The organism is Clostridium sp., from assembly GCF_036569345.1.
Lineage (GTDB): Bacteria > Bacillota > Clostridia > Clostridiales > Clostridiaceae > Clostridium_AD.
This window is the reverse complement of the sequence record NZ_DATCQT010000134.1, coordinates 54,465-81,396: the sequence shown is the minus strand read 5'-3', so window position 1 is coordinate 81,396 and position 26,932 is coordinate 54,465. Positions and strand designations below refer to the sequence as shown.

Sequence of the window (26,932 nt, the reverse complement as noted above, 5' to 3'; positions counted from 1 at the left end):
TAGGTACAGGTAGTTGGTTAGACCTTACCTAGTAGGATTCCCCTACTATATGTTAATAACTTACTAATGAAGATAGAATTGCTTCCATTTCCAAGAGGAAACATCACGCGTTTGCGTGCTGCTTCGCAGCTCGCACTATATAATTATTAAATCATTCTTATTCTGTGAAGACAATACCAAATATTAATCACCAATGGTACGAGCGTAACAACAATAATTTCAATAACAAGTGTCGGTGTTATTACTAAATGCTTTCTACTTATTATATAAAATTCAAGTATGTCAGTTAGTGAAACTATAATTATTGTTCTAATGAGAAGTTCTTTAAATAGACTTATAATATCATCCCCTTTTTTTAAAACATATTGTTTTATTAGTTATTTCATATAATTATAATTTTGTTCGTGATTAGCAAATACCTATTTTATAGCTTTTATATTATACTTAACAATATTGTAAAGTGTATTAAACTAAGCATCATAACTCACGATTTTTATAAATGACACATGACAAAAGGCATGAAATGCAAAGGATAATAAGACCTGCACATATTCCTATCAGCCAAATCATATTCTGGTTTTGAATAAAATACTTAATTATTGGGCTAAAAAGTTCTGGATTTTTTTTAAACAAAGTAATGCCAATTATAAATAAAATAACAGGTGGTAAAATAGCGACAGCAGTTATTTTGGAATACTCATATTTAAAATAAAGGGGAAATTGCACAGAAATAAACACGCAAAAAAGAAGAACAGAACTAGATAAATAGGATATAAAGGCAAGATTGCTGATGTTGATATTACGGAAGTATATTATTATTAATGTCAAGACTATTGCCATAACTCCATTTAACACACCAACCGCTAAAGTAAATAAATATCGTCCGATTACAACTTGTTGTTTCCCTAAAGGCAAAACTCCATACAACTTATTTAGTTTGTTTTTTTCACATATGGAAAAAATGCTACCCAAAAAGTTTGCCGAATAAATCGAAATGACATACATTATTACAGGCGGATTGGATGTCATAATTCCAATAAAAGTTGCAAGAAAAACAACGATTAAAATAATCTTAAAGTTCGACTTAAGAATATAGTAATCTAATTTTATTGAATTAATAATGTTGCTCATGTTTTTTATCCTCCTTGCTTATATAAACTAAAATTTCATCAATGGTAGATATTTCTACAATGATATTTTTAGATAAGTCTTTGACTCCGGATGCGGGCATTAATCCTGTAAATCCAGTGTTATGGGTAGTAACTCCGATAATCTTCTCCTGTATCTGGTTCGTCAATTCATCTAAACCACCCTTGATTACATAAAAACTTTCCAATAAATCATCCTTCGTTCCTGTGTAGAAAATATTGCCTTTATCTATTAAAGTTATATAATCTGCAATTTTTTCCAAATCTGATGTGATATGAGTAGAAAAAAGTACGCTTCTTTGTCCATCAGAAATATACTCACTTAATATTTCGAGAAGTTCATCACGGGCTACAGGGTCAAGCCCACTTGTGGGTTCATCGAGTATTAGCAGTTTCGCATTATGAGACATTGCAACGGCAAGCATTAACTTCATTTTCATTCCACGAGATAAATCTTTTACCTTTTTATTGATGGGTAAATTGAAACTATCCAAATACGAATAATATAACGTGCTGTTCCAATTATCATAAAAACCCTTAATAGCTTTTTCGACCTCGTAAACTTTCCAGTTTTCCACTAAGAAGATATCATCCAAAACAACGGCTATATCCTGCTTGATTTTTTGTTCCTCCAGAATATTATCCATTCCAAATATTTTGATACTACCGTTATTTCGAGCGGTCATATTTAATATTAATCGAATTGTAGTGGTTTTGCCCGAACCATTTTGACCAACAAATCCCATAATATAACCCTCTGGTAAAGAAAAAAAAATATTATTTAGTGAAAAATCTTTATAATCTTTACAAAGTCCTTTTATTTCAATAACATTACTCATAGTCATTTTCCTCCAATATAAATTTAAATATATGCATAAATTCTTCACGTGATAGTTTAGCAATCCTAGCAGCCTTTATGGCATCTAAAAAGCCATTTTCAACCTTAAGAAGAAGCTGTTCTTGCACAAGTTTACTGTCTTTGGGTAAAACGAAACAGCCCTTACCTTGAACTGTTGCTATAAAGCCCTCCTGTTCTAAATCAGTGTAAGCTCTTGTTGTAGTTATTACACTAATTTTTAAATCCTTAGCAAGTTGTCTAATGGTTGGAAGTGTATCTCCTTCGCATAATTCATCGCTTAGAATAGCTACCTTAATTTGTTCTTTAATCTGCTCATAAATAGGTAACTTTGATGTATTTGTTATAATAATTCGCAAAATTAAATCGCCTCATTCGCTTATAAATGTATTATTGAATATATTGATTATATTGATCATATTGATTATGCTCAATATATCATTTGAATTATGAAATGTCAACATAATAGTTATTTATTCTTATTATTCATATAAAACATTGCGCTTTTGTTGCATTATAAAAATATAAGTAATTTTAATATTTTGCAACTATATAATAATTTCAGGCAAAAAAACAAGCTCATTACAAAGAAGACCTTGCTAAGTACTTTTTCATCTCATAATATTTTTATGGTACAATATAAATTAATGCAAGTAATCATATTATTAACCTTGTTACAACCATAACAAATTACCGTAAACTCTAAACATCATATCATTAGAAGGAGATGTTAAACTTTGGAAAAGTTATATTATGAAAATCCCTATCAAACTGAATTTACTGCCGAAGTTTTAAATGTAGTTGAAAAAGAAAACAAATATCATGTTGAACTAGATAAGACATGTTTTTACCCTGTGGGTGGTGGTCAGCCAAGTGATACTGGATTTATAAATGGCATTCCAGTAATTCATGTATATGAAGAAGAAGGTATCATATATCACATCGTCCAGGTAAAACCTCTAAAAATTCATAAGGTTAAATGTATCGTTAACTTTGATCTGCGTTATGACTATATGAAGCAACATCTAGGACAGCACATACTTTCTGCTGCTATTTTTGATTTGTTTAATGTTAATACCATTGGTTTCCACCTTGGCGTAAGTTCTACAACTATTGATCTTGATAAAACTATAAGCAGTGATGAAATTAAAGTAGCTGAAAAAAATGCTAACGTAATAGTAGGAACCAATATTAATATAGAAATTTTATATCCATCCAAATCTGAGCTTAAAAAATTATCATTAAAAAAGATCCCAGTAAAACCCGGAGAACAGGTTAGAATAGTTAAGATAGGTGATATTGATATAAATGCATGCTGTGGCCTACATCCAAATTCAACTATTGAGGTGCAATTAATTAAGATTATAAAATTTGAAAAATATAAGAGTGGTTTAAGAATAGAATTTTTATGTGGACAAAGAGCAGTTTCAGATTATGTTTTAAAACATGAAGCTATAGAGAAAATGTCTAAATTTTTATCGTGTAATAATGCTACTGTTTTATCTGAAGTAGAGAGGCTGACCTCAGAACTTAATAAAGCACTTACGCAAAGTAGGGCATTAAAGGCAGAAGTTGCTGAGTATGAAGTTCAAAACATGTTAACTTCAGCACAAAAACTTGGAGATATAAAAGTACTTAAGTGTATTTATGATAATAGTGATTTAAAATACACTAATACCTTAGCAACAAAATTAGTATCAAATCCAAATGTTATAGTTTTATTTGGAGTAAAATCTGAAGATAAAGCAAATCTTTTATTTATGTGCTCAAAAGATTTAAAAATCCTTAGCATGGGCTCACTTCTAAAGGATGCCATAACTCTAATAGACGGAAAAGGTGGCGGAAGTGCCTTCTCAGCACAAGGTGGAGGAAAAAATAATAATAATTTAGATTCCTGCCTAGATTACGCTTACAATAAAATTAAAGCTGATATAATATCTAAAAATAAATAATTTACATCTATAACTCATTAACAAGTTAATGTTTATTAACAAGTTAATATTTATTAACAAGTTAATGTTCATTAACGTAAATAGACTAACATACTAAAATTAATATTACTTTAGTATGTTAGTCTATTTTAGTGTGACTATATTTGTAATTTAAAATTAGCTTAAATAGAATTAATTCTTAATAACAAAACCTCTTGCTCCATATAATTCATCAAAATATGTTTTGCCATCCGCAAGTGATATTATACTTAATGGAGAAACCATAACCTCCCGGACCCTATAATATTTTAAGTTTCCATCTTGTCCTGGTTTATAAAATCCTGAAAAATCATGAATAACATAATATAACCCATTTTCTGTTCCTAAATAAATCATAACGTGTCCACTCGAATAAACTGGCGTTCCTGGTTTTAAATTATTAAGTATCTCTTCTCTCATAGTTGCTTTCATATCTTTCTTTATCTCATAGAAATCGCCAACTGCAAGTTCTCCCTGTTCATCTGCATTTCTAGGAATTTTAAGGCCCATAGTTCTATAAACATCCATTACTAGGCTTGCACAATCTCTGGAGTTAAACGTCCCCCCCCAGCCATATCGTTCACCTAAGAATTTGAAGGCATTATTTATTATATTTTCACTTGTATATGGCAAATATCCTACGTTTATCTCTTCATTTTTTGCTATTAAAGCTAGTTTAAATTCTACATTTCCACTATTATCTTTTGTTGGAAGCTTAACTACATAATTACCTGCAGAATTTTGACCATAAATATCCTCTTCTATTTCCTTTATATTTGCAAGTGGTATTCTAATACCCATATCAAATCTTACTTCTGATAATTGTTTATTTAATGGGTTATAATTTGTAAACACTCTTTTTCCCGTTGTTACTAAAAAATCTTCTGTTTTAAGATAATTAAAAAGCTCTTCCTTTTTAGCTATAACCACATCTTTTTTAGGTATCCATGCTAAATAATTGTACATCTGCGCTAAATACCACTCAGAATCTTTACTAGAAAACAAAATAACAAGTGGTTCAATGGGATAAACGGCAGTCTCCTGAAATCTGTCAAACTCATAGTTATCTCCAGTCTTAAATATCTTATCAAAAGTTGGAAACGTCCTCATCACTGTCTTCCTTATGGTTACTCCGTAACTTATATTGTTTAGGTTAAGCAAATTTTTAATATTACAATTTTCCTTTAATTTATTATAATATTCCTCATGTATTAATTTCCCATCCGCGTGGAATCTATCAGAATTTGGAGAACAACTAATATGGTCTATTTTTTCATTTAATTCTTGTTTACTTAAGGTTTTTTTATGATTTTCTAAGTCAACTATTGTCAATACAGTTTCTTCGCTAATCTTATTGTATACCTCAATTTCTTGCTTGCTCATAATAACTTTACTTAATTCTCTTGATTTTATCCAATAGCTTGGACAAAGCATATCTCCCTTTAATCCTGGTATATTTAAATTAGAAATCATAATAAATACCCCCGTTATTAAACCATTTTTTATTATTATACCTCAATAACGAGATTTATTCTAAATTTTGTAAATAACCACTTTTACTTTTTAATTAAATGTCTTAATTTCTTGGCTGCTTCACTTATGTTTTTTTTACCAAGAATATCTGAAACCACAGCTATTCCATCAATATTAGCTAATTTTAATAAATCTACATTATTTTCATTAATTCCACCAATAGCAACTACAGGTATGGAAATGATATCTTTGATTTCTTTTAAGCAGTGAATGGAAACTGCTCTTGCATCATTTTTAGTTGTGGTTGGAAACATAGCCCCAACACCCACATAATCTGCTCCTTGTTTCTCTGCAATTTGAGCTTCTTCAAGAGTTGTAGCTGAAACCCCTATTATTTTGTTTTTTCCTATTATGCTCCTAGCAATATTCGCTGGCATATCACTTTGACCAAGGTGGACTCCTGCAGCATCTATAGACATTGCAATGTCTATTCTATCGTTTATTATTAAAGGAATCTTATATTTATCTGTAATTACTTTTATTTTCACTGCAATATTATAAAATTCTAAAGTACTTAAGCTTTTTTCTCTAAGCTGTACTAATGTAACTCCACCTTTTATCGCTTGTTCCACCCCAGTATATATATCTGTATCCACGAGTACTTCTCTATCTGTAACAAGATATAGACTGTAATCCACGTTATCCTTCATTTATCTTGCTCCTTTTCATTATTACAATTTCTGATAAATTATAAATAGCATCTATTATTTTCACTTTTAATGTTCCTGTGCCACCATAATTTTTATCTAATCCATCATAAGCTATTTCTCCAGCAATACCCATTGAAACAACGCCTGCCAAAGCAGCTATTAGATTGTTATCACCTGCACCTAAATAAGAACCAATAAGTGAAGTACACATACATCCTGTACCTGTAACCTTTGACATTATTTTATCCCCATTTTCTACAGTGTATAGAATTTTACCATCTGTTATAATGTCTACCGCGCCAGTTATAGCTATTACAGTGTTTAATTTATTGGCAAGATCTCTTGCCATTTTTTTCTCTTGCTTAAATTCATCTGCTGAAAGACTATCGATTGAATCTACACCTTTTGTTTTAGATTCAAGACCATATATTGTTTTTATTTCAGATAAATTTCCTCTAATAACTGCCAACTTCACTTGACTTATAATTCTTTTACAAGTTTCTGTTCTATAGCTTGTTGCACCTGCTCCAACAGGATCTAAAATAACAGGAATATTTAATTCATTTGCTCTTTTTCCTGCCTCAACCATTGATTCTACACTTCTACTGTTTAATGTTCCTATATTTATAACAAATGATGATGATAGTGAAACCATGTCGCATACTTCATTAATATCGTCAGCCATAACTGGTGATCCCCCGATAGCTAATGTAATATTAGCGCAATCATTAACTGTAACATAATTTGTTATATGATGTACCAGTGGGTTTTCCTCTTTTACATTGTTTAACAGATCTATAATTTTTTTATTAATTTCCATTTAGACGTCACCCTCCAACTTATTGAATATATTAATCCTGTAATAATCATAACTGGCACTGTAGCTCCAAGGAACAAATCAAGTTTAACAAAAACATAGTAAAGTACTATTCCTATAACCCATACAAATATAGCTCCCCAATTTATAAGTATATTAGATTGCACCTTAGTATTCTTCTTTATTATAAAATAATCAGTTATCAAAATTGCAAATAATGGTGCAAACACTGACCCTATGGCATATAAAAAATTTTCATAATTCTCCATAGGAATTATTATTGCTGCCAATGTTCCAATAACAGTCATAATAATACCGATTTTTTTTTCACTCAGCTTTGGCACAATGTTTAGAAACGAAACTCCTGCCGAGTACACATCTAAAAATGTAGTGGTTACTGTAGATAACACTACTATTCCAAGAGCCGCTATTCCTAAATTTGCAGCAAGCATCATAACTGATGGATCTGAATTATTTGAAACTATAGCTGCACCTAGTCCTATAATAAACATCCATGAACTTCCAAGGAAATAACCGATATAACTTCCATAGGCTCCTCCCTTTTCACTTTTTGCAAATCTTGTATAATCTGCAATTAAAGGTAGCCATGACAGAGGCATAACTATGCTGAGTTCTAATGCTCCTCCAAAGGAAATGCCTCCTGTACTTGCTTTTGTTAGAAGTGTTTTATCTTTAAAAATTATTGTTCCTAATACCAATGTAAGTATAAAAAGTAGTGATACAGCTGTAATATTTAATTTTTTCATGCCTGCATTGCCAAACCAAAGCCACAATATTGTAAGTAGACCTATAAGAACTATACATACTAAAACATTATTGAAATTCCATAAATTTTGTGATATTAAGTTTACGGAATTAGCCGCTACTTTTATCATAATTGCAGTCCAACCAATTAGTTGAAGTATATTTAAAATTGAAAATAAATATGTACTATAAACTCCAAAAGAAATATTAGTGGAAGTCATTGCTGGCACTTTTTCACGAGATCCGATTATGCCACCAAGCACTAATATTCCAGTTCCAATCAAGTGACCTAGAAGTATTACTATTATTCCAATTTTAAATCCTAATGGTGCAATTAATCCGCCCGTCATTATTTCAGCAATAGATACTGCAGCTCCAAACCATAAAAATACAAAGGTCCAAAATCCTAGTTTATCTTTCTCCTTAATCATTAGCTATACCTGCCTTTTTATATAATTCATAGAAATGATTGGTTGGTCCAACGCCATGCCCAATATCTAAAGAGTGTTTTATAGCAATTGTTATATACAACTTTGACTTTTTTATTGACTCTTTCATACTAAACCCAAGCGCCAAATTTGCAGCAATTGCAGATGACAACGTACATCCTGTTCCATGAGTATTTTTAGTATTTATTCTCTCAGACGTAAAATGCAACATTTCTTTTCCATCATAAAACACATCTATGGCATCTCCTTGCATATGTCCTCCTTTTAAGAGTATATTTTTGCATCCCAGTTTATGCATTTCTCTTACTGCTTTTTCCATATCTTCTACTGTTTCTATGTGCCCTATACCAGAGTTTACCTCTTCTAAAATTTCCTCAGCTTCTGGAACATTAGGTGTAATAAGTGATGCTAGTGGAATTAGTTTCTTAATTAAAGCTGACTTTGATTCTGGCTTTAGTAGTGAATAACCACTTTTCGAAATCATTACAGGATCGAGCACTATATTTTTAGGCTTGTATTGTTCTAATTTCTCACTAATGACATTAATAGTTGAAATGCTGGAAACCATACCGATTTTGACTGCATCTACATCTATATCTGTAAAAATTGCGTCAATTTGTGCTTTAATGATTTCTGGTTCTAGATCTTGTACTGCAAAAACGCCCATAGTATTCTGCGCTGTAATTGCTGTAATAACGCTCATTCCATACACGCCATTTGCGCTAAAACTTTTCAAATCTGCTTGTATACCTGCTCCTCCACAACTGTCAGAACCAGCTATAGTTAAAACTTTCTTCATTTTAATTCTCTCCTCTTTTATAAGTTCTAATATTTTGTTTAATTAAAAAACACAAATCCATAGGATTTGTGTTTAAATTATCATGTTATATAAAAATCTACATATATAATACACCGATAAACAACTTCCTACGCTGGCATTATCCAGTTCAGGTCATAGGGTCAAAGAATTACAGTTCTTGCTCTCAGTTGGCATATCCAACTCCCCTGTGTTAGGTTATTCTTTTTTATTTAATATATCCATAATAACATAATAAATTATCATAAACAAATTATTATGTTATTACTTTTGCTTTTTTAATCTTAATCTATATTTATTTACTTCTATTCAAGTCTTATTCCTGACCTCTTAACAGCTATATGCCATCCATGTAGTAATTCTTTCCTATGCTCTTCTGTCATAGAAGGCTTAAAACTTCTTGATATTGCCCAATGCTTAGCCACTTCATCCTTGCTCTTCCAATATCCTACTGCAAGTCCTGCAAGATAAGCTGCACCAAGAGCCGTTGTTTCAGTAACTTCCGGTCTATCTACTTGAACATTTAAAATATCAGATTGAAACTGCATTAAGAAATTGTTATTGCAAGCTCCTCCATCTACTTTAAGTTCAGTAAGTTTAATTCCAGAATCCTCTTGCATTGCTTTTAAAACATCATGTGTTTGGTAAGCAAGTGCTTCAAGCGTTGCTCTTATTAAATGTTCTTTTTTTGAACCTCTTGTAAGTCCTACAATTGTTCCTCTTGCATACGGATCCCAATATGGCGCCCCAAGTCCAACAAAAGCAGGAACTACATATACTCCGTTTGTATCATCCACTGCCATGGCATATTCTTCGCAATCAGCAGCATTATCAATCATACGTAGCTCATCTCTTAACCATTGTATTGCAGCTCCTGCTATAAATACACTACCTTCTAGTGCATACTCAACTTTGCCATCTATTCCCCAAGCGATAGTCGTAAGTAAACCTTGCGTTGATTCAATTGCTTTGTCGCCTGTATTCATTAGCATAAAACATCCTGTTCCATATGTGTTTTTAGCAGTTCCAGGAGCATAACAAGTTTGCCCAAACAATGCTGCTTGTTGATCTCCAGCAGCCCCTGCGATTGGAATCTCTCCACCAAACAATGAAACATCAGTGTGCCCATATACATAGCTTGAAGGTTTAACCTCTGGGAGCATTGATTTTGGTATATTCAATGTTTCAAGAATTTCATCATCCCATTTAAGTTCATGAATGTTAAAACACATTGTTCTTGAAGCATTAGAATAATCTGTTACATAAGTTTTTCCTTTTGTTAAGTTCCAAATAAGCCAAGTATCTATGTTACCAAATAACAAATTTCCTGCTTCCGCTTCCGCTCTAGCACCTTCTACATTGTCTAAAATCCATTTTATTTTTGTTCCTGAAAAATAAGCATCTAATATAAGTCCTGTTTTAGCTCTAATAACTTTATCAAAGCCTTTTGCTGTTAATTCATCACAAGTTTCTGCGGTTCTTCTACATTGCCATACAATTGCATTGTATACTGGTACTCCTGTTCGCCTGTCCCAAACTACAGTTGTCTCTCTTTGATTTGTAATACCTATTGCTGCTATATCCTTATACGTAGCATTAACTTTAGCCATTGCCTCTGTTGCTACACTAATTTGACTTGACCATATTTCCATTGGATCATGTTCTACCCAAGCTGCTTTAGGAAAAATTTGTGTAAATTCCTTTTGAGCAGACGTTACAATAAGTCCCTTTTCATTGAATAGAATACACCTTGAACTTGTTGTTCCTTGATCAAGTGCCATTATATATTTAGCCATTTTAAAAAACTCCTTTTTAAAATTAATCTTATTAACCGTTTACAAATTGATACATAAAAAAACCACATCATAATAAAGCATAATACTTTATAATAATGCGGCTCATTTCTCTGCCATTTAATATATATCATTTCATTTAGTATAACTGATTATTAGAGTTTTTGCAATATAACTTAAAAACTTCACAATTTCTCTTTATTCTGAAGTATTCGTCTCAATAAGCTCAAATATTTTTATAACTTTTTTAATTTAATTTTGAAAAATTCAAAATAAATTACCAATTATTTCAGCAATATTTTATAAAAAAATGGTTAAACTACATATGCACTTAGTTAAACAAAGTGTAATTTGTACATTAGAAAGGAGATTTTTATTATGAATAATAATAGTTTAGAAGAAACAAAAAAATTAAACAATCAATCAGCTTCAAAAAATGGAGGTTCATCTTCTTCAACAAACGCTGGGATGACTAACAGTACTAGTGATGCTACATTGCAAGAGACAGTACAATTAAATAATCAATCAGCTTCAAACAATGGTGCTGGTGCAGCAAGTTCTATGACTAATATGTCTGATATGTCTAGTAGCACTAGTGATTCTACTTTGGCAGAAACAAAAAAATTAAACAATCAATCGGCTGCAAATAAAGCTACTGGTGTAACAAATGCTAGTATGTCTAATATGTCTGATATGGCTAGTAGCACAAGTGATTCTACTTTAGCAGAAACAAAACAATTAAACAATCAATCATCTGCTAATAAAGGTACTAAATAATTAACCCTGATTTCTATATTATTTAGACTAAATAATAAAAATATCTATCATCTAATTATTCTTAAGGGAAGCCAATTGGCTTCCCTTAAGAATTTTATTACATAATTACTTTGGAATTTATCTTTATAAATATAAATAATCAAATTATAAATTATAATCACTATTTCAAACTTTTGAATATAATAATACGTATACAACAATATTTTATGGAGGTTTAAATTGGATCAGAACGAAACCAGAAAAAAAACAGCAAAATACTCAGCAATGAATAATTGTATTCCACAAGAAACTGAAATAAAAAATGTAAGGTTAGCTGCTGCATATGTTCCCTACCAAAAACTTTGCGCAATTTTTGCGCCTTTAGAAGCGCTTAAAAGGGGAACAGTTTTCCCAGAACTTTATAGTCCATATGATGGAGAAAATAAAAAATATGGTCCACTCGAATCAGGTAAAAAGGGGAGAGCTTATGAAGAATAAAATGGAACTCTTAAAATTAATAGTTGCATCAGAGTTTATGAAAGAAGACTTGGCTTTATATCTAAATACTCACCCAATGGATCAAGAGGCTCTTGCAAAGTATAATTATTATGTGATGGAATCTAAAGGATTAAAAGAAAGCTATGAGATGAATTATGGAATGTTATCTGAACACGACTCTCTAAGCCCTTATCCGTGGCAGTGGATAAATAATCCCTGGCCTTGGGAAAATGATGCTAATTTTAACCTAGATAAGGAGGGCATGTAATCTATGTGGACATACGATAAGTTCTTACAGTATCCTATAAAAATTAAAAACCCAAACCCTGAAATGGCAAAAATCATTATTACTCAATATGGTGGACCCGATGGTGAATTAGGTGCTTCATTAAGATATCTAAGTCAGAGGTTTTCTATGATTACTCCCCAAGCCATATCAACATGTAATGATATCGGCACGGAAGAATTGGCCCATTTAGAAATGGTTGGTGCTATGGTTAGGCAATTAATGAAAAATGCTACTCTTGAAGAAATTCAAAAAGGAGGCATGGCTGGCTATTATGTAGACCATGGTAGAGGAGTATACCCTGTAAGTTCAGCAGGTGTTCCATGGAATGCTTCATACATTCAATCAAAAGGGGATCCAATTGTAGACCTTACTGAAAACTTAGCTGCAGAGCAAAAAGCAAGGGCAACTTATGAATATCTAATAAATATGGCTGATGATCCTGATGTAATAGAACCCTTAAAGTTTCTACGGGAAAGAGAAATTGTTCATTATCAAAGGTTTGGTGAATCTCTTAGAATTGTTCAAGATTACTTACAAGAACCTCATCTATTTACTATGAAGTAATGAAACCCTATGGTTCAATTCATAATTAATTTTATTCATAGAGAATAGAATTAATAAGGCATATCACTAGCTCAATTAGGGACGATATGCCTTTTGTTTTCAAAAATTATTTCTCCTGAAATACTTTTAATAATTAGCCTAATCTTCTTCTATATAAGTAATATTACCATCAAAAATAAAATTTAAAGAAGTTTTTGTACCTTCTAAGACATACATCATTTTTTCTATAACAACTTGCTCTTCCTTGTTAGTTGTTATAGATAGTTTTTCTTCTTCGTGAACTTCAGACTTTAGTCCAAATTCATAAATAAAATCATTTATTAGTCTAACCCACTCAGCAATATCATTAGAACCTATCTTTTCTTTTTTTACGAAATCTTTTAGTGTTCTATCTAATTGTTTTTTTGTGAATTTCAATATATTTGCCATTTTTAAACCTCCCAATTAGAGCCCATATAAACATAAAAGGATGAACTTTTTCGTTCATCCTTTTATGTTTATATGATTTTTATTTTATTATTCCTTCACTTCAGTTTCTTCAGCAACTGGTTCTTCAGCAACTGGTTCTTCATCAGTTTCTTCCTCTATCTCTTCCTTCATTTGTGTTATAGTTGCATAAACTTCATTTTCATCATCAGTAATTTTTATTTCCTCGTTTATTTCAAAATCCTTTATTGTAATTGTATCTCCAAATTCTTTTTCTGATATATCAACACTTACTGCATCTGGCATTAAAGCCATCTTTCCAAAAACATCTATGTCAGCCTTTTGAACTTGTAAAAGAAGTCGTTTTGGAAGCAATCCTTCTTCACCCTTGAAAAGAATATGTAGTTGCATTTTTATTTCATGATCTTTAGAAACAAGTTGCACGTCTATATGAGTAATTTTTGCTGATACAGGATGTCTTTGAATTTCTTTTATAAATCCAGTTTTCTCATCCTCGCCATATTTAACCACTACTTTCGCATTAGAACCATGTTTTCCTAGAATCTTTTTTAAAGCAACTAATTCAAACTTCACTGAAGTTGCTTCAGTAGAACCATCGCCATACATTACTCCTGCAATAAATCCTTCTTCTTTAAATTTTTTATTTGTTATAGTTCTTTCAAATGCATTCAAAATAACTTTTTCCATAATAATTCGCTCCTCTTGGCTTATAAAGCCATTCTGTTTATTCTTTTGCATACACATGTTACCAATAATAATTTCAAGTTAAATTTAGGTTGGACCTTATAATAATTTGTTTTTTAACCAACAGTACTTGAAAATTTAATATATATAATTATAAACATTAATAGACAACATAAAATACTCTGCTGCCTTTCCCGTCATTGTAAATACATATGTTAGATTTCAACGTTATATCTATTATTTATATAAACAAATAAAAAACCAGCATCACTACTCAAAAGGTAACATTAGTAATCAAAACATAATTTCATTATAACATATTATAACACAAATTAGCAATCAGAAGTTGTCCTCAACTTTTAATGCATTTAATTATAATAAATGGATATAATAAAGTGTTAAAAGAATGATATAATAAAATAAATTAATTTTTTAATTACTAACATATAATTATTGATTGGAGGAATTACATTGATTAAATATAAAAAGATACCATATATTGAGCTTATCCCTATTATTATTATCTCTCTTCTTCTTTATAGAATGGTAAATAATATTGAGAATATAGGTTCAATGTTAAATAAAATTTTCTCTTTACTTATTTATTTTGTTTGGGGTTTCGTTATAGCTTATCTGCTTAACCCACTTATGGTATACATTGAAAAGGAAACAAAAATAAAGCGGATTTACAGTATAAGCATAATTTATACATTATTCGTAGGACTTATACTTCTAATCATTACTTTAGTTACTCCGAGTGTAATTAAAAGTGTCGTTGACTTATTTAATAATATTCCTCAATTTGCCAATAAATCATATACCTGGTCTAAGACTTTTTTATCTCAAAATGAACTATTAAATAAATTCAATGTTACCTCTTACTTTGATAATTACCTTAATACATTTAATAAAGATATATCAACATATTTTACCCCAGGTTTACAACTTATAATTGATAATTTAATGGGTCTAAGCTCTTTCTTTATGAAACTAATGTCTGGAATCGTAATTTCAATATACTTATTAGTAGACAAAGAATCTATTATATATAATATTGAAAAATTTATTCACTCTATTTTAAGTGAATCTATTTCTATTAAAACTATTGATTTCTTTAAATTAGTTAATACGATCTTCAAAAAATATTTTGTTGGAAAAATAATTGACTCTATTATTTTTGCTATTATTACTTTTATAGGATTTGCATTATTAAAAATACCCTATGCGCTACCATTTAGTTTAGTAATAGGGGTCACTAATATGATTCCTTACTTTGGAAACATTATGGGAATGATTCCTGCTGTTATAATAACATTATTTTTTAATCCTATAAAATCTTTAGAGATAGTTCTTTTTATTACAACCTTAAGTAATATTGATGGATGGTTCATATCTCCAAAAATTATTGGAGATAAGGTTGGAATTAGTCCTCTACTTATAATCCTCGGAATTGTACTAGGTGGAGGATTATTTGGTATTGTAGGAATGTTACTAGGAGTACCTGTTATTGCCTTAATAAAAACTTTACTAGAGGATTTTATGGATAACCAGATGAAAAATAAAGAAATTGAATAATAATAATAATAATAATAATAATAATAATAATAAGGATACACCCAAGGGCGTATCCTTATTATTATTATTATATTGTATATTACTTACGTATTTCCTTCCAAAGCAGGTTTTTCTTTTTCTTCTTTTTTTATTGCTGAATGTCCATAGACCAATATACCAATAGCAAAGATCCATGGGATTATTAATGAAACTATGGGTGCAAGTCCTAAATAATTTATAGTTAAGTTATCCTCAAGTATCATTTTAAAAGAGGTATGCGCTAATATTGCACCACCTATATAGATAACAATAGGGTGCCTCTTCATTAAGTTTGATACAAATTGACTTCCAAAGAAAATTATTGGTATGTTTATCAAAATACCAAATACAATTAATAGCACATTACCGTCTGCTGCACTAGCTATTGCAAGCACATTATCAAGGCTCATGCTAATATCCGCAATAATTATTATAGCTACGGCTGACCAAAATCTATCCACTTTTTTTATATTACAATCTTCTCCTTGACACTCAGGTCTAATAAAGTCCCATGTAATTTTCACTAAAATAAGCCCTCCAACTAATTTAATTGGTAACCACTGTATATTCATTATTAGAGTAATGAGACAAGCAAATATTACTCGTAGTCCTATAGCTCCTGATATTCCAATCAAACTTGCTTTTTTAGCATACTTAGGTGATAGATTTTTTGTTGCTAGTGCAATAATACCAATATTATCACCAGATAATGTTAAATCAAGTATGGTGATTTTTAGTATTCCTACAATAAAAATCATTAAACTTTCCATTTGTATTCACTTCTTTCGTTAGTATAAGTTAAGAAATCAAAGGCAATTTTAAATCTAGTATTAACGCTTGTTTAATCTTTCATACTTTTTATATTTTCAAAAATCATATTTTACGCCTCTCTATCCAGTATAACATACCTTATATATTTCCACATTACATAAATCCTAAAATGCCTATTGCACTACTCAGCAAAAGCATTGCATTGCTCTGCAAGAATTTCACAAATATAACTTATTTCATTGTCCGTTAAGCTAATATTAAGTGCCTCCTTAAATTTGAGCACCGCTCCCTCAACATTTTCCAAAACCTCTGAAGATATAAGACTTCTATCTCCACTATAGGTTAATGTCTCATTTATAATCATTCTCTCTAAGGCACAGCCAGTATGTAGCATTAATTTAATTTTAAAAGAATTACTAAAAGTTTTGTTCATTTTTTTTTCTAATACACTCGTAAATTCCATTAATACACTAATAATCTTATGAGGATTTAAAAATGTTAAAAACTCATTTAAACTATCTTCACAAAGTTCTTTAACCACTACATTCTGTTCTTTCCTATCTATAGTTATATTATTTTTTTGTATGATATTCATGAGACGTTTTTCACCATCTCCTCCTATAAGATTCTCAATGGATATAAATGGAGCATCTATCTTAGGATCTATAACCCCTACAGTGGCTAGTATTGCGTATTGATTCACTAAATTTTCTAAGTCGGCTTTTAAATTCTTTATTCCAATCGGTATGATAATTATTTTATCTCTTGTTATGTTTATTACAATATCCTGAACCAGTTCTTTAAGTTTTTTTGCTGTGCCCTCCCCTGTAGAACAAATGGTTATTATAGCCTCACTCCTTTGCTCTATTTTTTTAGAATCTTTACTATAAAGCCCATATCCTTTAAAGTCTTTTAAAGAATCATATAAAGTATCTAAATCCATATCAAGCATGTTAGCCTTTCTAACAGCTTCAAGTACTAAGGCCGTTGATGCCATATCAATAGTCTTAACTCTTATACCTGTTTTTAGCGTTATTATAGTATCAAAACTTGTTAAGGATCCCATATCTACAAGTAAAAGCACTCCACGGCCCATATCGATTTCATTTACCTTTTGTATTATATCCTTAAGCACCCTTTGCGGTCCTACATCAAGGGGCATATCTATGCTTTCAACTACTCCCTCGCCTAATAGATTTCTAGCTACATTAACCATAGAACTCGCACTGCTACTACCATGTAGCGCAACTATTACGGCTACTCTTTCATTGTTTTGTTCTTCTTGAATAGAACTAATTAAAAGTGTTAGGTAAATTACTTCCATCTCCGGTACTATAATATTATATTTTTTCTCAATAAGGTCTTTTATTTTAAGTGATATATTAAATTCTTGAGGTTTATCATTAATTATATTTTTAATATTAGTATATTGAAGTCTACGCCTGCTCTCTATTCTTTTTAAAAATGCACTTAAGTGAAGGCTAAAAGCATATAGAAACCTTTCATTAAACTTTCTTTTAAGCTCTGATTCAACAAGCTCTCTTACTTGCTCTGCAAATTGAAGGGTATCTTCATTTACTAACTTAAGGATTTTTTCTCTGCCATGAGCGCTATTTTTGCTTTTTTTATAAAAACTTTTAAGATGAATATTAATATCAGTTGTAATGAATTTCTTTATATATTCATCATCTGCACCTTCATCCTTTAAAATAGCAGCCTTATCTTCAATTATTTTATATAAATTAAAAGTTGGCTCATAAGAATCCTCTTCTGAGAGGACTTTATATCCCTGCGGTAACACCACCATCTGATTGTCAAAGAATTTAGATAGCTCCTCTGTCTCCATTTTCTTACTACCCAATGAGAATAAACCATTTTTTATATCTGATGGTAATGATTCGAAATCAATATCAATAAAATCTTTATTGTTTATACTGTTTAGAAATCCAGTAGCACACACCAATTGTATATTAGATTTCATCTGACCAATATTTCCATAGGAGACACTCCCTATAATTGCCTTTACAGCTTCCGAGTCTACCTTTATTGGTTTATTTACTCTATGCGCCTCATTTGTTAAAAGAAACTTCATTATATCTAATTTATCCTTACCAGGTCGTTCTTCTAGTGATGGAAGAGATATAACAATAGGAATTCTACGTACAAATGTTTTTAAGAGTGATGATGCAGGGTTTTCTGTGGTTGCCCCTATAATAAGTACAGTAGATTTTCTGTTTCTTTCCGTTTCACCAAGTTTATTATAGCTTCCGGTATCTATAAAATAGAAAATCATTTCCTGGCCCTCAGGTGGGAGTCTATGAATTTCGTCTAGGAATAGTATACCTCCATTAGCCTTTGCTACAAGACCTTCTTTTTCTACATCTGCTCCTGTAAAAGCACCTTTTATATGACCAAACATATGTGATAATAAAAGCTGTGGATTATTATAGTAGTCTGCACAATTAAATAGTACGAAAGGAGCCTTAGCGTCTAATCTTTTAACATAGATTGCATATTTATACATCATATTTGCAAATAGTGTTTTACCCACTCCAGTAGGCCCCACTATAAGTGTATTAAGACCATTAGGTGGATAAAGTACTGCTGCTTTCGCTTGCTCAATGTGAGTTCTTAGGCTGGTATTATAACCTATAAGACTGTCAAAAGGATTCTTTTCTACCTCTTCAGTATTTTCATCTACTATAAGTTGATTTAAACTTTCTAATTCTAGGGGACCAGGCTGTAGCTTGTATCCTAAAAGTCTCTCTGTGACATCTCTATCCAAAAATAGGACAGGCCTACCTTTTATCTTTATTATCTTATCAAATCTAAGTAGATTGTTTAGTTCAAGACTTACATTGTTCCTCATCATAGATAGAGCTTTTGCTATCTCTGAAGCACTAAAACCTCTCCCTGACTTAATATCTTCTAAATTAAGTTCTTTAGATTGTTCAACCATATAGCTATATATCTTTTCAATCCTCTTCATATATTTCGCCTCATTTATAATAAATTATTGTGTTTTATTATGTTTAGATATTTTAATACACTTAATAACAACACTTTTTTTATATATTTATATCTTACCTATTATAATACACTTTTATTAATACACTATCCAATAGAATATTATTTTTTAATATCAGATTTTACCCGGCGATGTAGAATATAATTAGAATGTTTTAAAACGTAGATTAAGGGAAGCCACTTTGTGACTTCCCTTTAAAAATTTATTATTTATTTTCAACTTCTCAAATAACATAAATTTTTTTTAATAAAGTAATTTTATTTAAAAGCCTTTTTATAAATCTCTAATATATCTTTAACACTAGAATCTTTTGGATTTCCGGGAGTACAAGCATCTGCCATAGCAGATTCTGCAAGTGCTACTAAATCCTCTTCCTTTACTCCAATTTCTCTTAATATCTTTGGAATTCCAACATCTTGTGAAAGCTTTTTAACTATATCAATAGCTGCTTTTCTATATTCATCTTGAGACATGTCGTCTACGCCACTAACTTTCATAGCGCGTGCTATTTCTCTGTATTTTTCTCCAGTAGATTCTGCATTATATTCCATAACATATGGTAGAATCACTGCATTAGCAATTCCATGTGGAGTATCATAGAAAGCTCCAAGTGGATGTGCCATTCCATGAACAAGTCCAAGACCTACATTGCTAAAGCTCATACCTGCCATATATTGTCCAAGTGCCATATCTTCTCTTCCCGCAGGTTCATTTGCTACTGCACTTCTAAGTGAGCGCGCTATAATTTCAATAGCTTTTAAGTGAAGAGTATCTGTTAATTCCCAAGCACCTTTCGTAATATATCCTTCAATAGCATGAGTTAAAGCATCCATACCAGTTGCTGCTGTTAATCCCTTTGGCATTGATGACATCATTTCTGAATCAACAACTGCTATGACAGGAATATCATGTGGATCTACACATACAAATTTACGTTTTTTTTCTTCATCTGTAATTACATAATTAATTGTAACTTCTGCTGCTGTTCCTGCAGTTGTTGGCACCGCAATAATAGGTACACATTTATTTTTAGTTGAAACTGTACCTTCAAGACTTCTAACGTCTGAAAATTCAGGATTGTTTATAATAATTCCAATAGCCTTTGCAGTATCAATTGATGAACCTCCACCTATTGCAACTAAATAGTCTGCACAACATTCTTTAAATTTTTCTATACCGCTTTTTACTACATTTATAGTAGGATTGGCTTTTACATTATCAAAAATTTCAAAATCCAGATTATTTCCTTTTAGTAAATTCGTTACCTTAGAAGCTACATTGAATTTTATTAAGTCTTTGTCAGTTACAACTAAAGCTTTTTTATATCCTCTTATTTTAGCTTCTGAAATAATATTAGAAATTGCTCCTGCTCCTATATAGCTTGTCTCATTCAAAATCATTCTATTTGCCATAATAATCACTCTCCTTTAGAATCCAATCTTTTAAAAAATTATTAACTCATCATCATCGGACTATTTACCTTCTGAAATGTCTTTAACCTAAATAGTCTTCTGAGATGCTGACATTAAAATCTTTTGCTAAATCTCTAAAGTTTTGAGAAGTTATTGTTTGCTTCTTTCCTCCCATAGATAATACTTTAACTAAAATTTCAGCTGATTTTTCTACTGTATCCATAAGTCCAAAAGTTAAGTCTAAAGTTTCACCAGCACAGAACATACCATGATGTGCCCAAATTACAACATCGTGATCATTCATTAATTTACCAGTTTCTTCTGCAATTGGAGCTCCACCTGGAACCATCCATGGAACTACGCCAATACCTCCTGGAAATACTACTGGACATTCTGTTGCCATTTCCCACAACTGCCTAGTAAATACCTTGCCCTCAAGTGGTAATACGAATGTTAAAGCTATAGTGTTTGTAGTATGTGAATGCATTATAACTCTATATGCTCCATTTGTTTTTTCTTTCTTTATTGAATGACTCATTAAATGCGAAATTATTTCACTCGTTGGTCTTGCTCCGTTTATTAGTCCCCAAACTATTTTGTAGTTTTCACCTTTTTCATCAACCTTAACTATTCCTGCATTTTCTTCTAAACAAACGCTCATGTTTCTTATGAATTTTCCACTTCCAGTTACTAAAAAATATTCATTAGCTAAATTTTTAACAGTTACTCCAATTGGGGTGTATGCTGAATCTTCTTTTATAAATCCTTTAATTGCTGATACTTCATCCTCTGTTAATCTGTAAGTTATGTTTCCACCGTTTCTTTCATGCCAGCCTTTAAGCCATGCATCATTAGTAATTTTCTTAAAGTTTTGTACAAATTTCATATCTTCTATTGCCATTATAATCTCCTACTTTCTTTTTGATAATTCAATTTTTTCATAGTCCTTAACAACATCAAGCCATTTTTCAGCTACTGGAACATTATTCTTTTCACAATAGTAATTCCAAATATCGCCCATTGGATAAGTTTTGAACTCTTCCATCAAAGCTAATCTTTCTGTAAAATTTCCTGTGTCTTGTAATTCTTTTAATTTTTCATTAGGGGTGAGCATCGCACTGAGTAATGCCTTTATCATATTTCTTGTTCCTATTGTCCATGCTGCTATTCTATTAATACTTGCATCAAAGAAATCAAGTCCAATAATTACTCTGTCCAATGCATCATTTCTTACAATTTCTTTTGATAATTCTTTAAGCTCATCATCTAAAAGTATAACATGATCAGAATCCCATCTTACAGGTCTGCTTATATGAAGTGCTACTTTTTCATTAAATAATAACATTGCTGAGAGTTTATCTGAAACAACTTCTGTCGGATGATAATGTCCCGTATCCATTAATGACAATAAATTATTTCGAGCTGCATAACTTATGTAAAATTCACTTGAACCTACAGTATAAGCTTCTGCACCTAATCCAAATACCTTTGATTCAACACAATCTAGGTTGTATTTTTTATCAATTTTCTCTTTAAATATTTCATCTAAAGATTCTTTAAGCCTTCTTCTAGGTCCCATTCTATCACTAGGAATATCTTTGTATCCATCTGGGATCCATACATTTGTTAAACAAGTTTGTCCAAGTTCGCGTCCAAAGTATTCTCCAATCTTTCTTGATACCTTACAATGCCTTATCCAGAAATCTCTTATTTCTTTATCTGGACTAGATAGAGTTAATCCATCTGCAGCTTTTGGATGTGAAAATATTGTTGGATTAAAATCAAGACCTAATTCATTTTTCTTTGCCCAGTCTACCCACTTTTTAAAATGCTCTGGTTTCAGTTCATCTCTTTCAACTACTTGTCCATTAGTTTCAGCATATATAGCATGAAGATTTATTTTGTGTTTTCCTGGAATTAAGCTTAAAGCTTTATCTAGATCTTTTCTTAATTCTTCTCCATTTCTAGCCTTTCCTGGATAATTACCAGTTGAAGCTATTCCACCTGATAATTCATTTTTATTAATTTCAAAACCAGTTATATCATCACCCTGCCAACAGTGAACTGATATTTTCACCTTATTAAGTTGTTCTAAAATTTTATCTACATCTAATCCCCATCTTTCATATTCTTTTTTAGACATCTCATACTTTTCTTTAATATTCATTTATGTAACCTCCCTATAAATTTTAATCTTTAATCTTTATTAGGAAATATTTAATTTCCATTAGGTTTAAATATATTAATATCAAAGGATTCTTTAATAGCTCGCCTTGCTTGTCCTAAGTCTTTAAAAACGTTTTTACTTAGAAGTTGGGCTACAATATTTCCTATTGCTGTTGCTTCAATTGGTCCAGCTATTACTTCTTTTCCAGTAACGCCTGCAACTAATTCATTAAGAAAATCATTTTGACATCCTCCACCGAAAATATTTATTCTCTTGAATTTTTTATCAAATATCTCTTCAATGTTTAAAACAGCTTTTTTATAACAATGAGCTAAACTATTAAATACACACATTGCTATTTCTCCAACTCCATCTGGAATCTTTTGATTATTTGATCTGCAATAATCCTTTATTTCCTTTATCATATTAGTTGGTTTTAAAAATCTTTCATCATTAACATCTATTATTGAAGAAAAATTCTTCTTTTCTCTTGCTAAAGTTACTAATTCTCCAAAAGAATATTTATTTTCAAGATTTCTTGCAACCTCTTGAATAATCCAAAGTCCCATAATGTTTTTTAAAAATCTAAATCTATAATCTATACCGCCTTCATTCGTGAAATTGTATTCCATAGTTTGTGGTACGCATAGTGGAAATCTATTTTCAAGACCAATCAATGACCATGTGCCTGAGCTTAAGAAAATACTATCACTATCATTACATACTGATGATATAAATGCGGAACCAGTATCATGAGTCGCAGGAAGTATAACTTCTATGTCAAATCCAAACTCTTTAACTAATTCGTATCGAAGACAGCCAAGATTAGTTTTAGGCAATTTTATTTCCTGGAAAATGTCCTTTTTAATTCCTAAATCATCTAAAATTTTTGGGTCCCATGTTCTATCAAAAGAATTTACTAATTGGGTTGTTGTTGCATTAGTATACTCATTAACTTTTTCTCCTGTAAGCAAGAAATTTAGATAATCAGGAATCATTAAGAAAGTCTTTGCTTTATCTAAAATCTCTGGATTTTTTTTCTTAATGGCTAGTAATTGATATATAGTATTGAATCTTTGGAACTGAATTCCTGTATAAAAATACATCATATCTTTTGGAATAATCTTAAATACTTCTTCCATCATTCCTTCTGTTCTATCATCTCTATAAGATACAGCATTACCCAAAATATCATCATTTTCATCAAGTAGCACAAAATCTACTGCCCAAGTATCTATTCCTATACTTCTCGGAATTTTTCCTAACTGGGCGCATTTTTTTATTCCTATTTTTATATTTTCAAATAACAAATCAATATTCCAACAATATTCATCTGCTACTTTACTAATTCCATTTTCAAATCTATATATCTCTTCTAATTTTAATTTCCCATTTTCCACAGAGCCTAATATATGCCTTCCACTAGAAGCACCAATATCAATGGCTAAATAGTATTCCATAGCTTACCTCCCATTCTTTTGCAAACGTCTACTATTCTTTTCATAAGAATGTCTATAACCCATATTGTAATTTAATAGCCTGATAACTTCTAGGTCCTATAACGACAATCACACTGTCCTAATATGCAAATGTATCCTTTAAGATATTTATTATTTTCTTCTGTACTCATCAGGCGTGATCCCCACCTGCTCTTTAAATTGCCTATAAAAATAACTCACATTGGAATAGCCTATTTCAGTAATCACATCGATTACTGTCATCTTTGTATTTTGTAATAAATATTCTGCTTGCTTTATTTTCTTTTCTTTTACAAGTTCCGTTAATGTTTTTCCTATAATCTTCTTAACTAATTTACCTATATAATCAGGATTATAACTAAAATGATCTGCCATACCCTTGAGTGTTATATCCTTATAATTACTATTAATATAATTTAGAATTTCCGTAGATATTGTAGACTCAATTTTAGAAACCATCTCACTAGATAAATATTTTTTATAATCCCGTAACAATTCATTAAATAGGAGCATTATATAAGCCCGAATAGCCGTTTCCATACCATTTTTTTTATCATAATATTCCATAAGTATTTGTATCATAAAATTACAAACTTTATCATTTTCAGATGTTTTAAAATGAATATATTGCTTAAACTCATTTTTCCCATATATTGCTTCAACAATAAAATTAGATATTAGATCATTATCAGCAATTTGACTCATAAAAACCCAATCAAAGAATTCTTTCTTTATTAATACATTAATGGCGATATCATTAACACTTGCCATCTCTATACTATGTTCCACATTCATATCTAATAATAAAATTTCTCCTTTATTTATTACTAATTTTTCACCTTCTATTTCTTGTTTTATACTTCCTGAATAAACAAACATCATTTCTAAATAATCATGTTTGTGTTTGTCAAATCTTATAAATCTATCATGTTTGTGAATAGATATAACTTCTGATGTATTCATCAATTTCTTATTGTTAATTACCCACAATTTATCTATTGCTTTACTAGAAAAATGTTCCTTAAGTTTAATATTGTTATCTTTGCTTTTTTCAGTGTTATATAAAATATATGTTTCCTTTTCTATATCATTTAATTGTTTTAATTTTTCATCAAGTTCTTTAATATTCATATTATCACCATCACTTTTTATTTTATAATCCTTTATTTATTATAGCCATAGAAATTTATTATAGCCTTATAACTTTAGTCTTACAATTTATATGTGATGGTGTTTAAAGTTTTACATCAGTTATGCAGATAAATCACCATAACGTTCTTTCTCAATTGCATCAAGTGTCCTCCCTGAAGTATTGGGAGCAAATACAACACCAATTACTGCACTAATTATTAGGAACCCTACCATGAATGCCGCCGCCAATTGGAAACCAAACTTGCTCATAATGCTTGGGATAATAAAACTCCATATACCAAGTGCGATACGTACTACAAAGAACATTACACCTTGAGCAGTAGCTCTATATTTTGTTGGAAAAAGTTCGCTAGCCCATAGTTGATAAAATGGTTGTGCACCAAATCCAAAAGAAAGTCCATTTACAATAACAAATATTACAAGCATGCTTGGTTTCATACTTGAAGCTGGTAATAAGAATATTGACCATGCACCAATTGCCATTATAGCTGCTGCTGCATATAATCCTTTACGGCTTACTTTATCTCCAAGTTTCATGAAAATGAAATAAGTACCGATAGCTGTAAAGCCGAATAATACTGCTTGAAGTAAATTGGCTGTTTGTGCTGAAACCCCACCAACTGTTTGATAAATTAATGGCATGAAAAATCCCATTGTACCTGCTGCCAAGTTCCAAAATAAATATACACCAAGCAAAAACAATATTGATTTGAAATTTACTGGTTTTAATATATCTTTTATAGTTACTTTCTGAAATTGTCCTTTTGATGCAAGTTGTTTTTCTTTTTCTTTTTGTACGAGCCATGACTCAGATTCTGGCAATGTTCTTCTTATTAACCAAGTGATTAGAGCCACTATAAATAAATGTGCAAAAACTATACGACTACCAAGTAATCCTAGATTTCCGAGTGCTACTGATAAAATCAAAACAATAATTGGACAGCTGACCATGCAAGTTGCGCTGTACCACAATGCTTCGCCCTTTCTTTTGCAGGAGCCCCTTCAGCAATAGTAGTCCAAGAAGCTGGAATGTCAGCACCAACTGATAATCCTACGATTATATATCCAGTTAACATCATTCCAAAATTCTGTGAAAAGATAATAAATAACATACCGAACATATAAAATAACATAGAGCAATTATAAACCAATTTACGACCATATTTATCGCAGATATAACCACCAATTAACGCACCAATGGCTGCGGAAACAGCATTCGAACTTAAAGCACTTAATAATCCAAGTTTCATATCAGTCATATGAAGATATTTCGTCCAAAGTGATAAACCTGCAGC

The 26,932-nt window shown here is 30.8% G+C and carries 24 protein-coding genes, 1 pseudogene and 1 riboswitch; of the genes and pseudogenes, 6 read left to right on the top strand and 19 right to left on the bottom strand.

Features of this window, described 5'->3' with window-relative positions:
* Positions 1 to 477 precede the first annotated feature (477 nt).
* From VIM70_RS13100 to VIM70_RS13090, 3 genes are read right to left on the bottom strand one after another with little or no spacing between them, the layout of a single operon-like run.
* Positions 478 to 1,131, bottom strand: coding sequence for an ABC-2 transporter permease (locus VIM70_RS13100; RefSeq protein WP_331946211.1), 654 nt, complete (start codon positions 1,129 to 1,131; stop codon positions 478 to 480).
* The gene (locus VIM70_RS13095; RefSeq protein WP_331946210.1) at positions 1,115 to 1,987 is read right to left on the bottom strand and encodes an ABC transporter ATP-binding protein; all 873 of its coding nucleotides are present in this window, start codon (positions 1,985 to 1,987) and stop codon (positions 1,115 to 1,117) included. The genes VIM70_RS13100 and VIM70_RS13095 overlap by 17 nt, the downstream gene beginning before the upstream one ends.
* A complete protein-coding gene (locus VIM70_RS13090) occupies positions 1,980 to 2,363 on the bottom strand; it encodes a GntR family transcriptional regulator (RefSeq protein ID WP_331946209.1) in 384 nt (127 codons plus the stop codon). The genes VIM70_RS13095 and VIM70_RS13090 overlap by 8 nt, the downstream gene beginning before the upstream one ends.
* Positions 2,364 to 2,741: 378 nt before the next feature.
* Between VIM70_RS13090 and VIM70_RS13085 the strand changes: the two genes are divergently transcribed.
* The gene (locus tag VIM70_RS13085; protein WP_331946208.1) at positions 2,742 to 3,956 is read left to right on the top strand and encodes an alanyl-tRNA editing protein; all 1,215 of its coding nucleotides are present in this window, start codon (positions 2,742 to 2,744) and stop codon (positions 3,954 to 3,956) included.
* A 171-nt stretch (positions 3,957 to 4,127) separates the two neighbouring features.
* On the opposite strand, the gene VIM70_RS13080 is transcribed toward VIM70_RS13085, so the two are convergent.
* The 6 genes from VIM70_RS13080 to glpK all read right to left on the bottom strand — a co-directional run bounded on the left by VIM70_RS13080 (position 4,128) and on the right by glpK (position 10,801).
* Entirely contained in the window at positions 4,128 to 5,447 is a 1,320-nt protein-coding gene (locus VIM70_RS13080; protein WP_331946207.1) for an SH3 domain-containing protein, read from the bottom strand.
* A gap of 83 nt (positions 5,448 to 5,530) precedes the next feature.
* Positions 5,531 to 6,157 carry a thiamine phosphate synthase gene (gene thiE / locus VIM70_RS13075; RefSeq protein ID WP_331946206.1) on the bottom strand — a complete coding sequence of 209 codons (627 nt, stop codon included), beginning with the start codon at positions 6,155 to 6,157 and terminating at the stop codon, positions 5,531 to 5,533.
* Complete coding sequence (thiM, locus tag VIM70_RS13070) at positions 6,147 to 6,977, bottom strand: hydroxyethylthiazole kinase (RefSeq protein WP_331946205.1); 831 nt, start codon at positions 6,975 to 6,977, stop codon at positions 6,147 to 6,149. Before thiM ends, thiE begins: the two co-directional genes overlap by 11 nt.
* Positions 6,953 to 8,170, bottom strand: a complete 1,218-nt coding sequence (gene cytX, locus VIM70_RS13065; protein ID WP_331946204.1) for a putative hydroxymethylpyrimidine transporter CytX — start codon at positions 8,168 to 8,170, stop codon at positions 6,953 to 6,955. Before cytX ends, thiM begins: the two co-directional genes overlap by 25 nt.
* The gene (thiD, locus tag VIM70_RS13060; RefSeq protein ID WP_331946203.1) at positions 8,163 to 8,987 is read right to left on the bottom strand and encodes a bifunctional hydroxymethylpyrimidine kinase/phosphomethylpyrimidine kinase; all 825 of its coding nucleotides are present in this window, start codon (positions 8,985 to 8,987) and stop codon (positions 8,163 to 8,165) included. Before thiD ends, cytX begins: the two co-directional genes overlap by 8 nt.
* Before the next feature lie 107 nt (positions 8,988 to 9,094).
* Positions 9,095 to 9,205: riboswitch (TPP riboswitch) on the bottom strand.
* Between the two features lie 105 nt (positions 9,206 to 9,310).
* Complete coding sequence (gene glpK, locus VIM70_RS13055) at positions 9,311 to 10,801, bottom strand: glycerol kinase GlpK (protein ID WP_331946202.1); 1,491 nt, start codon at positions 10,799 to 10,801, stop codon at positions 9,311 to 9,313.
* Between the two features lie 375 nt (positions 10,802 to 11,176).
* On the opposite strand from glpK, the gene VIM70_RS13050 reads away from it, so the two are divergent.
* The 4 genes from VIM70_RS13050 (at position 11,177) to VIM70_RS13035 (ending at position 12,905) form a co-directional block, all read left to right on the top strand.
* The gene (locus VIM70_RS13050; RefSeq protein WP_331946201.1) at positions 11,177 to 11,575 is read left to right on the top strand and encodes a hypothetical protein; all 399 of its coding nucleotides are present in this window, start codon (positions 11,177 to 11,179) and stop codon (positions 11,573 to 11,575) included.
* Between the two features lie 219 nt (positions 11,576 to 11,794).
* The gene (locus VIM70_RS13045) at positions 11,795 to 12,052 is read left to right on the top strand and encodes a spore coat associated protein CotJA (protein WP_331946200.1); all 258 of its coding nucleotides are present in this window, start codon (positions 11,795 to 11,797) and stop codon (positions 12,050 to 12,052) included.
* Positions 12,042 to 12,320 (top strand): spore coat protein CotJB, encoded by a 279-nt coding sequence (locus VIM70_RS13040; protein WP_331946199.1) that lies wholly within the window; start codon positions 12,042 to 12,044, stop codon positions 12,318 to 12,320. The genes VIM70_RS13045 and VIM70_RS13040 overlap by 11 nt, the downstream gene beginning before the upstream one ends.
* Positions 12,321 to 12,323: 3 nt before the next feature.
* The gene (locus tag VIM70_RS13035; protein ID WP_331946198.1) at positions 12,324 to 12,905 is read left to right on the top strand and encodes a manganese catalase family protein; all 582 of its coding nucleotides are present in this window, start codon (positions 12,324 to 12,326) and stop codon (positions 12,903 to 12,905) included.
* A 138-nt stretch (positions 12,906 to 13,043) separates the two neighbouring features.
* Here the strand turns inward: VIM70_RS13035 and VIM70_RS13030 are convergent, their stop codons facing one another.
* Positions 13,044 to 13,334 (bottom strand): hypothetical protein, encoded by a 291-nt coding sequence (locus tag VIM70_RS13030; protein ID WP_331946197.1) that lies wholly within the window; start codon positions 13,332 to 13,334, stop codon positions 13,044 to 13,046.
* An 87-nt stretch (positions 13,335 to 13,421) separates the two neighbouring features.
* On the bottom strand, positions 13,422 to 14,039 hold the full coding sequence (locus VIM70_RS13025) for a 50S ribosomal protein L25 (RefSeq protein ID WP_331946196.1): 618 nt from the start codon (positions 14,037 to 14,039) through the stop codon (positions 13,422 to 13,424).
* 468 nt (positions 14,040 to 14,507) lie between these two features.
* On the opposite strand from VIM70_RS13025, the gene VIM70_RS13020 reads away from it, so the two are divergent.
* Positions 14,508 to 15,611 (top strand): AI-2E family transporter, encoded by a 1,104-nt coding sequence (locus VIM70_RS13020; RefSeq protein WP_331946195.1) that lies wholly within the window; start codon positions 14,508 to 14,510, stop codon positions 15,609 to 15,611.
* A gap of 83 nt (positions 15,612 to 15,694) precedes the next feature.
* On the opposite strand, the gene VIM70_RS13015 is transcribed toward VIM70_RS13020, so the two are convergent.
* The 8 genes and pseudogenes from VIM70_RS13015 to VIM70_RS12980 all read right to left on the bottom strand — a co-directional run bounded on the left by VIM70_RS13015 (position 15,695) and on the right by VIM70_RS12980 (position 26,887).
* Positions 15,695 to 16,399, bottom strand: a complete 705-nt coding sequence (locus VIM70_RS13015; RefSeq protein WP_331946194.1) for a TerC family protein — start codon at positions 16,397 to 16,399, stop codon at positions 15,695 to 15,697.
* A 182-nt stretch (positions 16,400 to 16,581) separates the two neighbouring features.
* Positions 16,582 to 19,389 (bottom strand): sigma 54-interacting transcriptional regulator, encoded by a 2,808-nt coding sequence (locus VIM70_RS13010; RefSeq protein WP_331946193.1) that lies wholly within the window; start codon positions 19,387 to 19,389, stop codon positions 16,582 to 16,584.
* A 296-nt stretch (positions 19,390 to 19,685) separates the two neighbouring features.
* Positions 19,686 to 20,840: a lactaldehyde reductase gene (gene fucO / locus VIM70_RS13005; RefSeq protein ID WP_331946192.1), complete on the bottom strand. Its 1,155-nt coding sequence runs from the start codon at positions 20,838 to 20,840 to the stop codon at positions 19,686 to 19,688.
* Between the two features lie 82 nt (positions 20,841 to 20,922).
* On the bottom strand, positions 20,923 to 21,741 hold the full coding sequence (gene rhaD, locus VIM70_RS13000; RefSeq protein ID WP_331946191.1) for a rhamnulose-1-phosphate aldolase: 819 nt from the start codon (positions 21,739 to 21,741) through the stop codon (positions 20,923 to 20,925).
* Positions 21,742 to 21,750: 9 nt separating this feature from the next.
* Positions 21,751 to 23,007: an L-rhamnose isomerase gene (rhaA, locus tag VIM70_RS12995; protein WP_331946190.1), complete on the bottom strand. Its 1,257-nt coding sequence runs from the start codon at positions 23,005 to 23,007 to the stop codon at positions 21,751 to 21,753.
* 50 nt (positions 23,008 to 23,057) lie between these two features.
* Positions 23,058 to 24,467: a rhamnulokinase gene (gene rhaB / locus VIM70_RS12990; protein WP_331946189.1), complete on the bottom strand. Its 1,410-nt coding sequence runs from the start codon at positions 24,465 to 24,467 to the stop codon at positions 23,058 to 23,060.
* 150 nt (positions 24,468 to 24,617) lie between these two features.
* Positions 24,618 to 25,616, bottom strand: a complete 999-nt coding sequence (locus VIM70_RS12985; protein ID WP_331946188.1) for an AraC family transcriptional regulator — start codon at positions 25,614 to 25,616, stop codon at positions 24,618 to 24,620.
* A 120-nt stretch (positions 25,617 to 25,736) separates the two neighbouring features.
* A pseudogene (locus VIM70_RS12980) lies at positions 25,737 to 26,887 on the bottom strand (MFS transporter).
* Positions 26,888 to 26,932 lie beyond the last annotated feature (45 nt).

Excerpts from the sequence above, each read along its gene's own strand:
- VIM70_RS13100 (WP_331946211.1), bottom strand. The coding sequence starts at position 1,131 with ATGAGCAACATTATTAATTCAATAAAATTAGATTACTATATTCTTAAG.
- VIM70_RS13095 (WP_331946210.1), bottom strand. The coding sequence starts at position 1,987 with ATGAGTAATGTTATTGAAATAAAAGGACTTTGTAAAGATTATAAAGAT.
- VIM70_RS13080 (WP_331946207.1), bottom strand. The coding sequence starts at position 5,447 with ATGATTTCTAATTTAAATATACCAGGATTAAAGGGAGATATGCTTTGT.
- thiE (WP_331946206.1), bottom strand. The coding sequence starts at position 6,157 with ATGAAGGATAACGTGGATTACAGTCTATATCTTGTTACAGATAGAGAA.
- thiM (WP_331946205.1), bottom strand. The coding sequence starts at position 6,977 with ATGGAAATTAATAAAAAAATTATAGATCTGTTAAACAATGTAAAAGAG.
- cytX (WP_331946204.1), bottom strand. The coding sequence starts at position 8,170 with ATGATTAAGGAGAAAGATAAACTAGGATTTTGGACCTTTGTATTTTTA.
- thiD (WP_331946203.1), bottom strand. The coding sequence starts at position 8,987 with ATGAAGAAAGTTTTAACTATAGCTGGTTCTGACAGTTGTGGAGGAGCA.
- glpK (WP_331946202.1), bottom strand. The coding sequence starts at position 10,801 with ATGGCTAAATATATAATGGCACTTGATCAAGGAACAACAAGTTCAAGG.
- VIM70_RS13050 (WP_331946201.1), top strand. The coding sequence starts at position 11,177 with ATGAATAATAATAGTTTAGAAGAAACAAAAAAATTAAACAATCAATCA.
- VIM70_RS13040 (WP_331946199.1), top strand. The coding sequence starts at position 12,042 with ATGAAGAATAAAATGGAACTCTTAAAATTAATAGTTGCATCAGAGTTT.
- VIM70_RS13035 (WP_331946198.1), top strand. The coding sequence starts at position 12,324 with ATGTGGACATACGATAAGTTCTTACAGTATCCTATAAAAATTAAAAAC.
- VIM70_RS13030 (WP_331946197.1), bottom strand. The coding sequence starts at position 13,334 with ATGGCAAATATATTGAAATTCACAAAAAAACAATTAGATAGAACACTA.
- VIM70_RS13025 (WP_331946196.1), bottom strand. The coding sequence starts at position 14,039 with ATGGAAAAAGTTATTTTGAATGCATTTGAAAGAACTATAACAAATAAA.
- VIM70_RS13015 (WP_331946194.1), bottom strand. The coding sequence starts at position 16,399 with ATGGAAAGTTTAATGATTTTTATTGTAGGAATACTAAAAATCACCATA.
- VIM70_RS13010 (WP_331946193.1), bottom strand. The coding sequence starts at position 19,389 with ATGAAGAGGATTGAAAAGATATATAGCTATATGGTTGAACAATCTAAA.
- fucO (WP_331946192.1), bottom strand. The coding sequence starts at position 20,840 with ATGGCAAATAGAATGATTTTGAATGAGACAAGCTATATAGGAGCAGGA.
- rhaD (WP_331946191.1), bottom strand. The coding sequence starts at position 21,741 with ATGGCAATAGAAGATATGAAATTTGTACAAAACTTTAAGAAAATTACT.
- rhaA (WP_331946190.1), bottom strand. The coding sequence starts at position 23,007 with ATGAATATTAAAGAAAAGTATGAGATGTCTAAAAAAGAATATGAAAGA.
- rhaB (WP_331946189.1), bottom strand. The coding sequence starts at position 24,467 with ATGGAATACTATTTAGCCATTGATATTGGTGCTTCTAGTGGAAGGCAT.
- VIM70_RS12985 (WP_331946188.1), bottom strand. The coding sequence starts at position 25,616 with ATGAATATTAAAGAACTTGATGAAAAATTAAAACAATTAAATGATATA.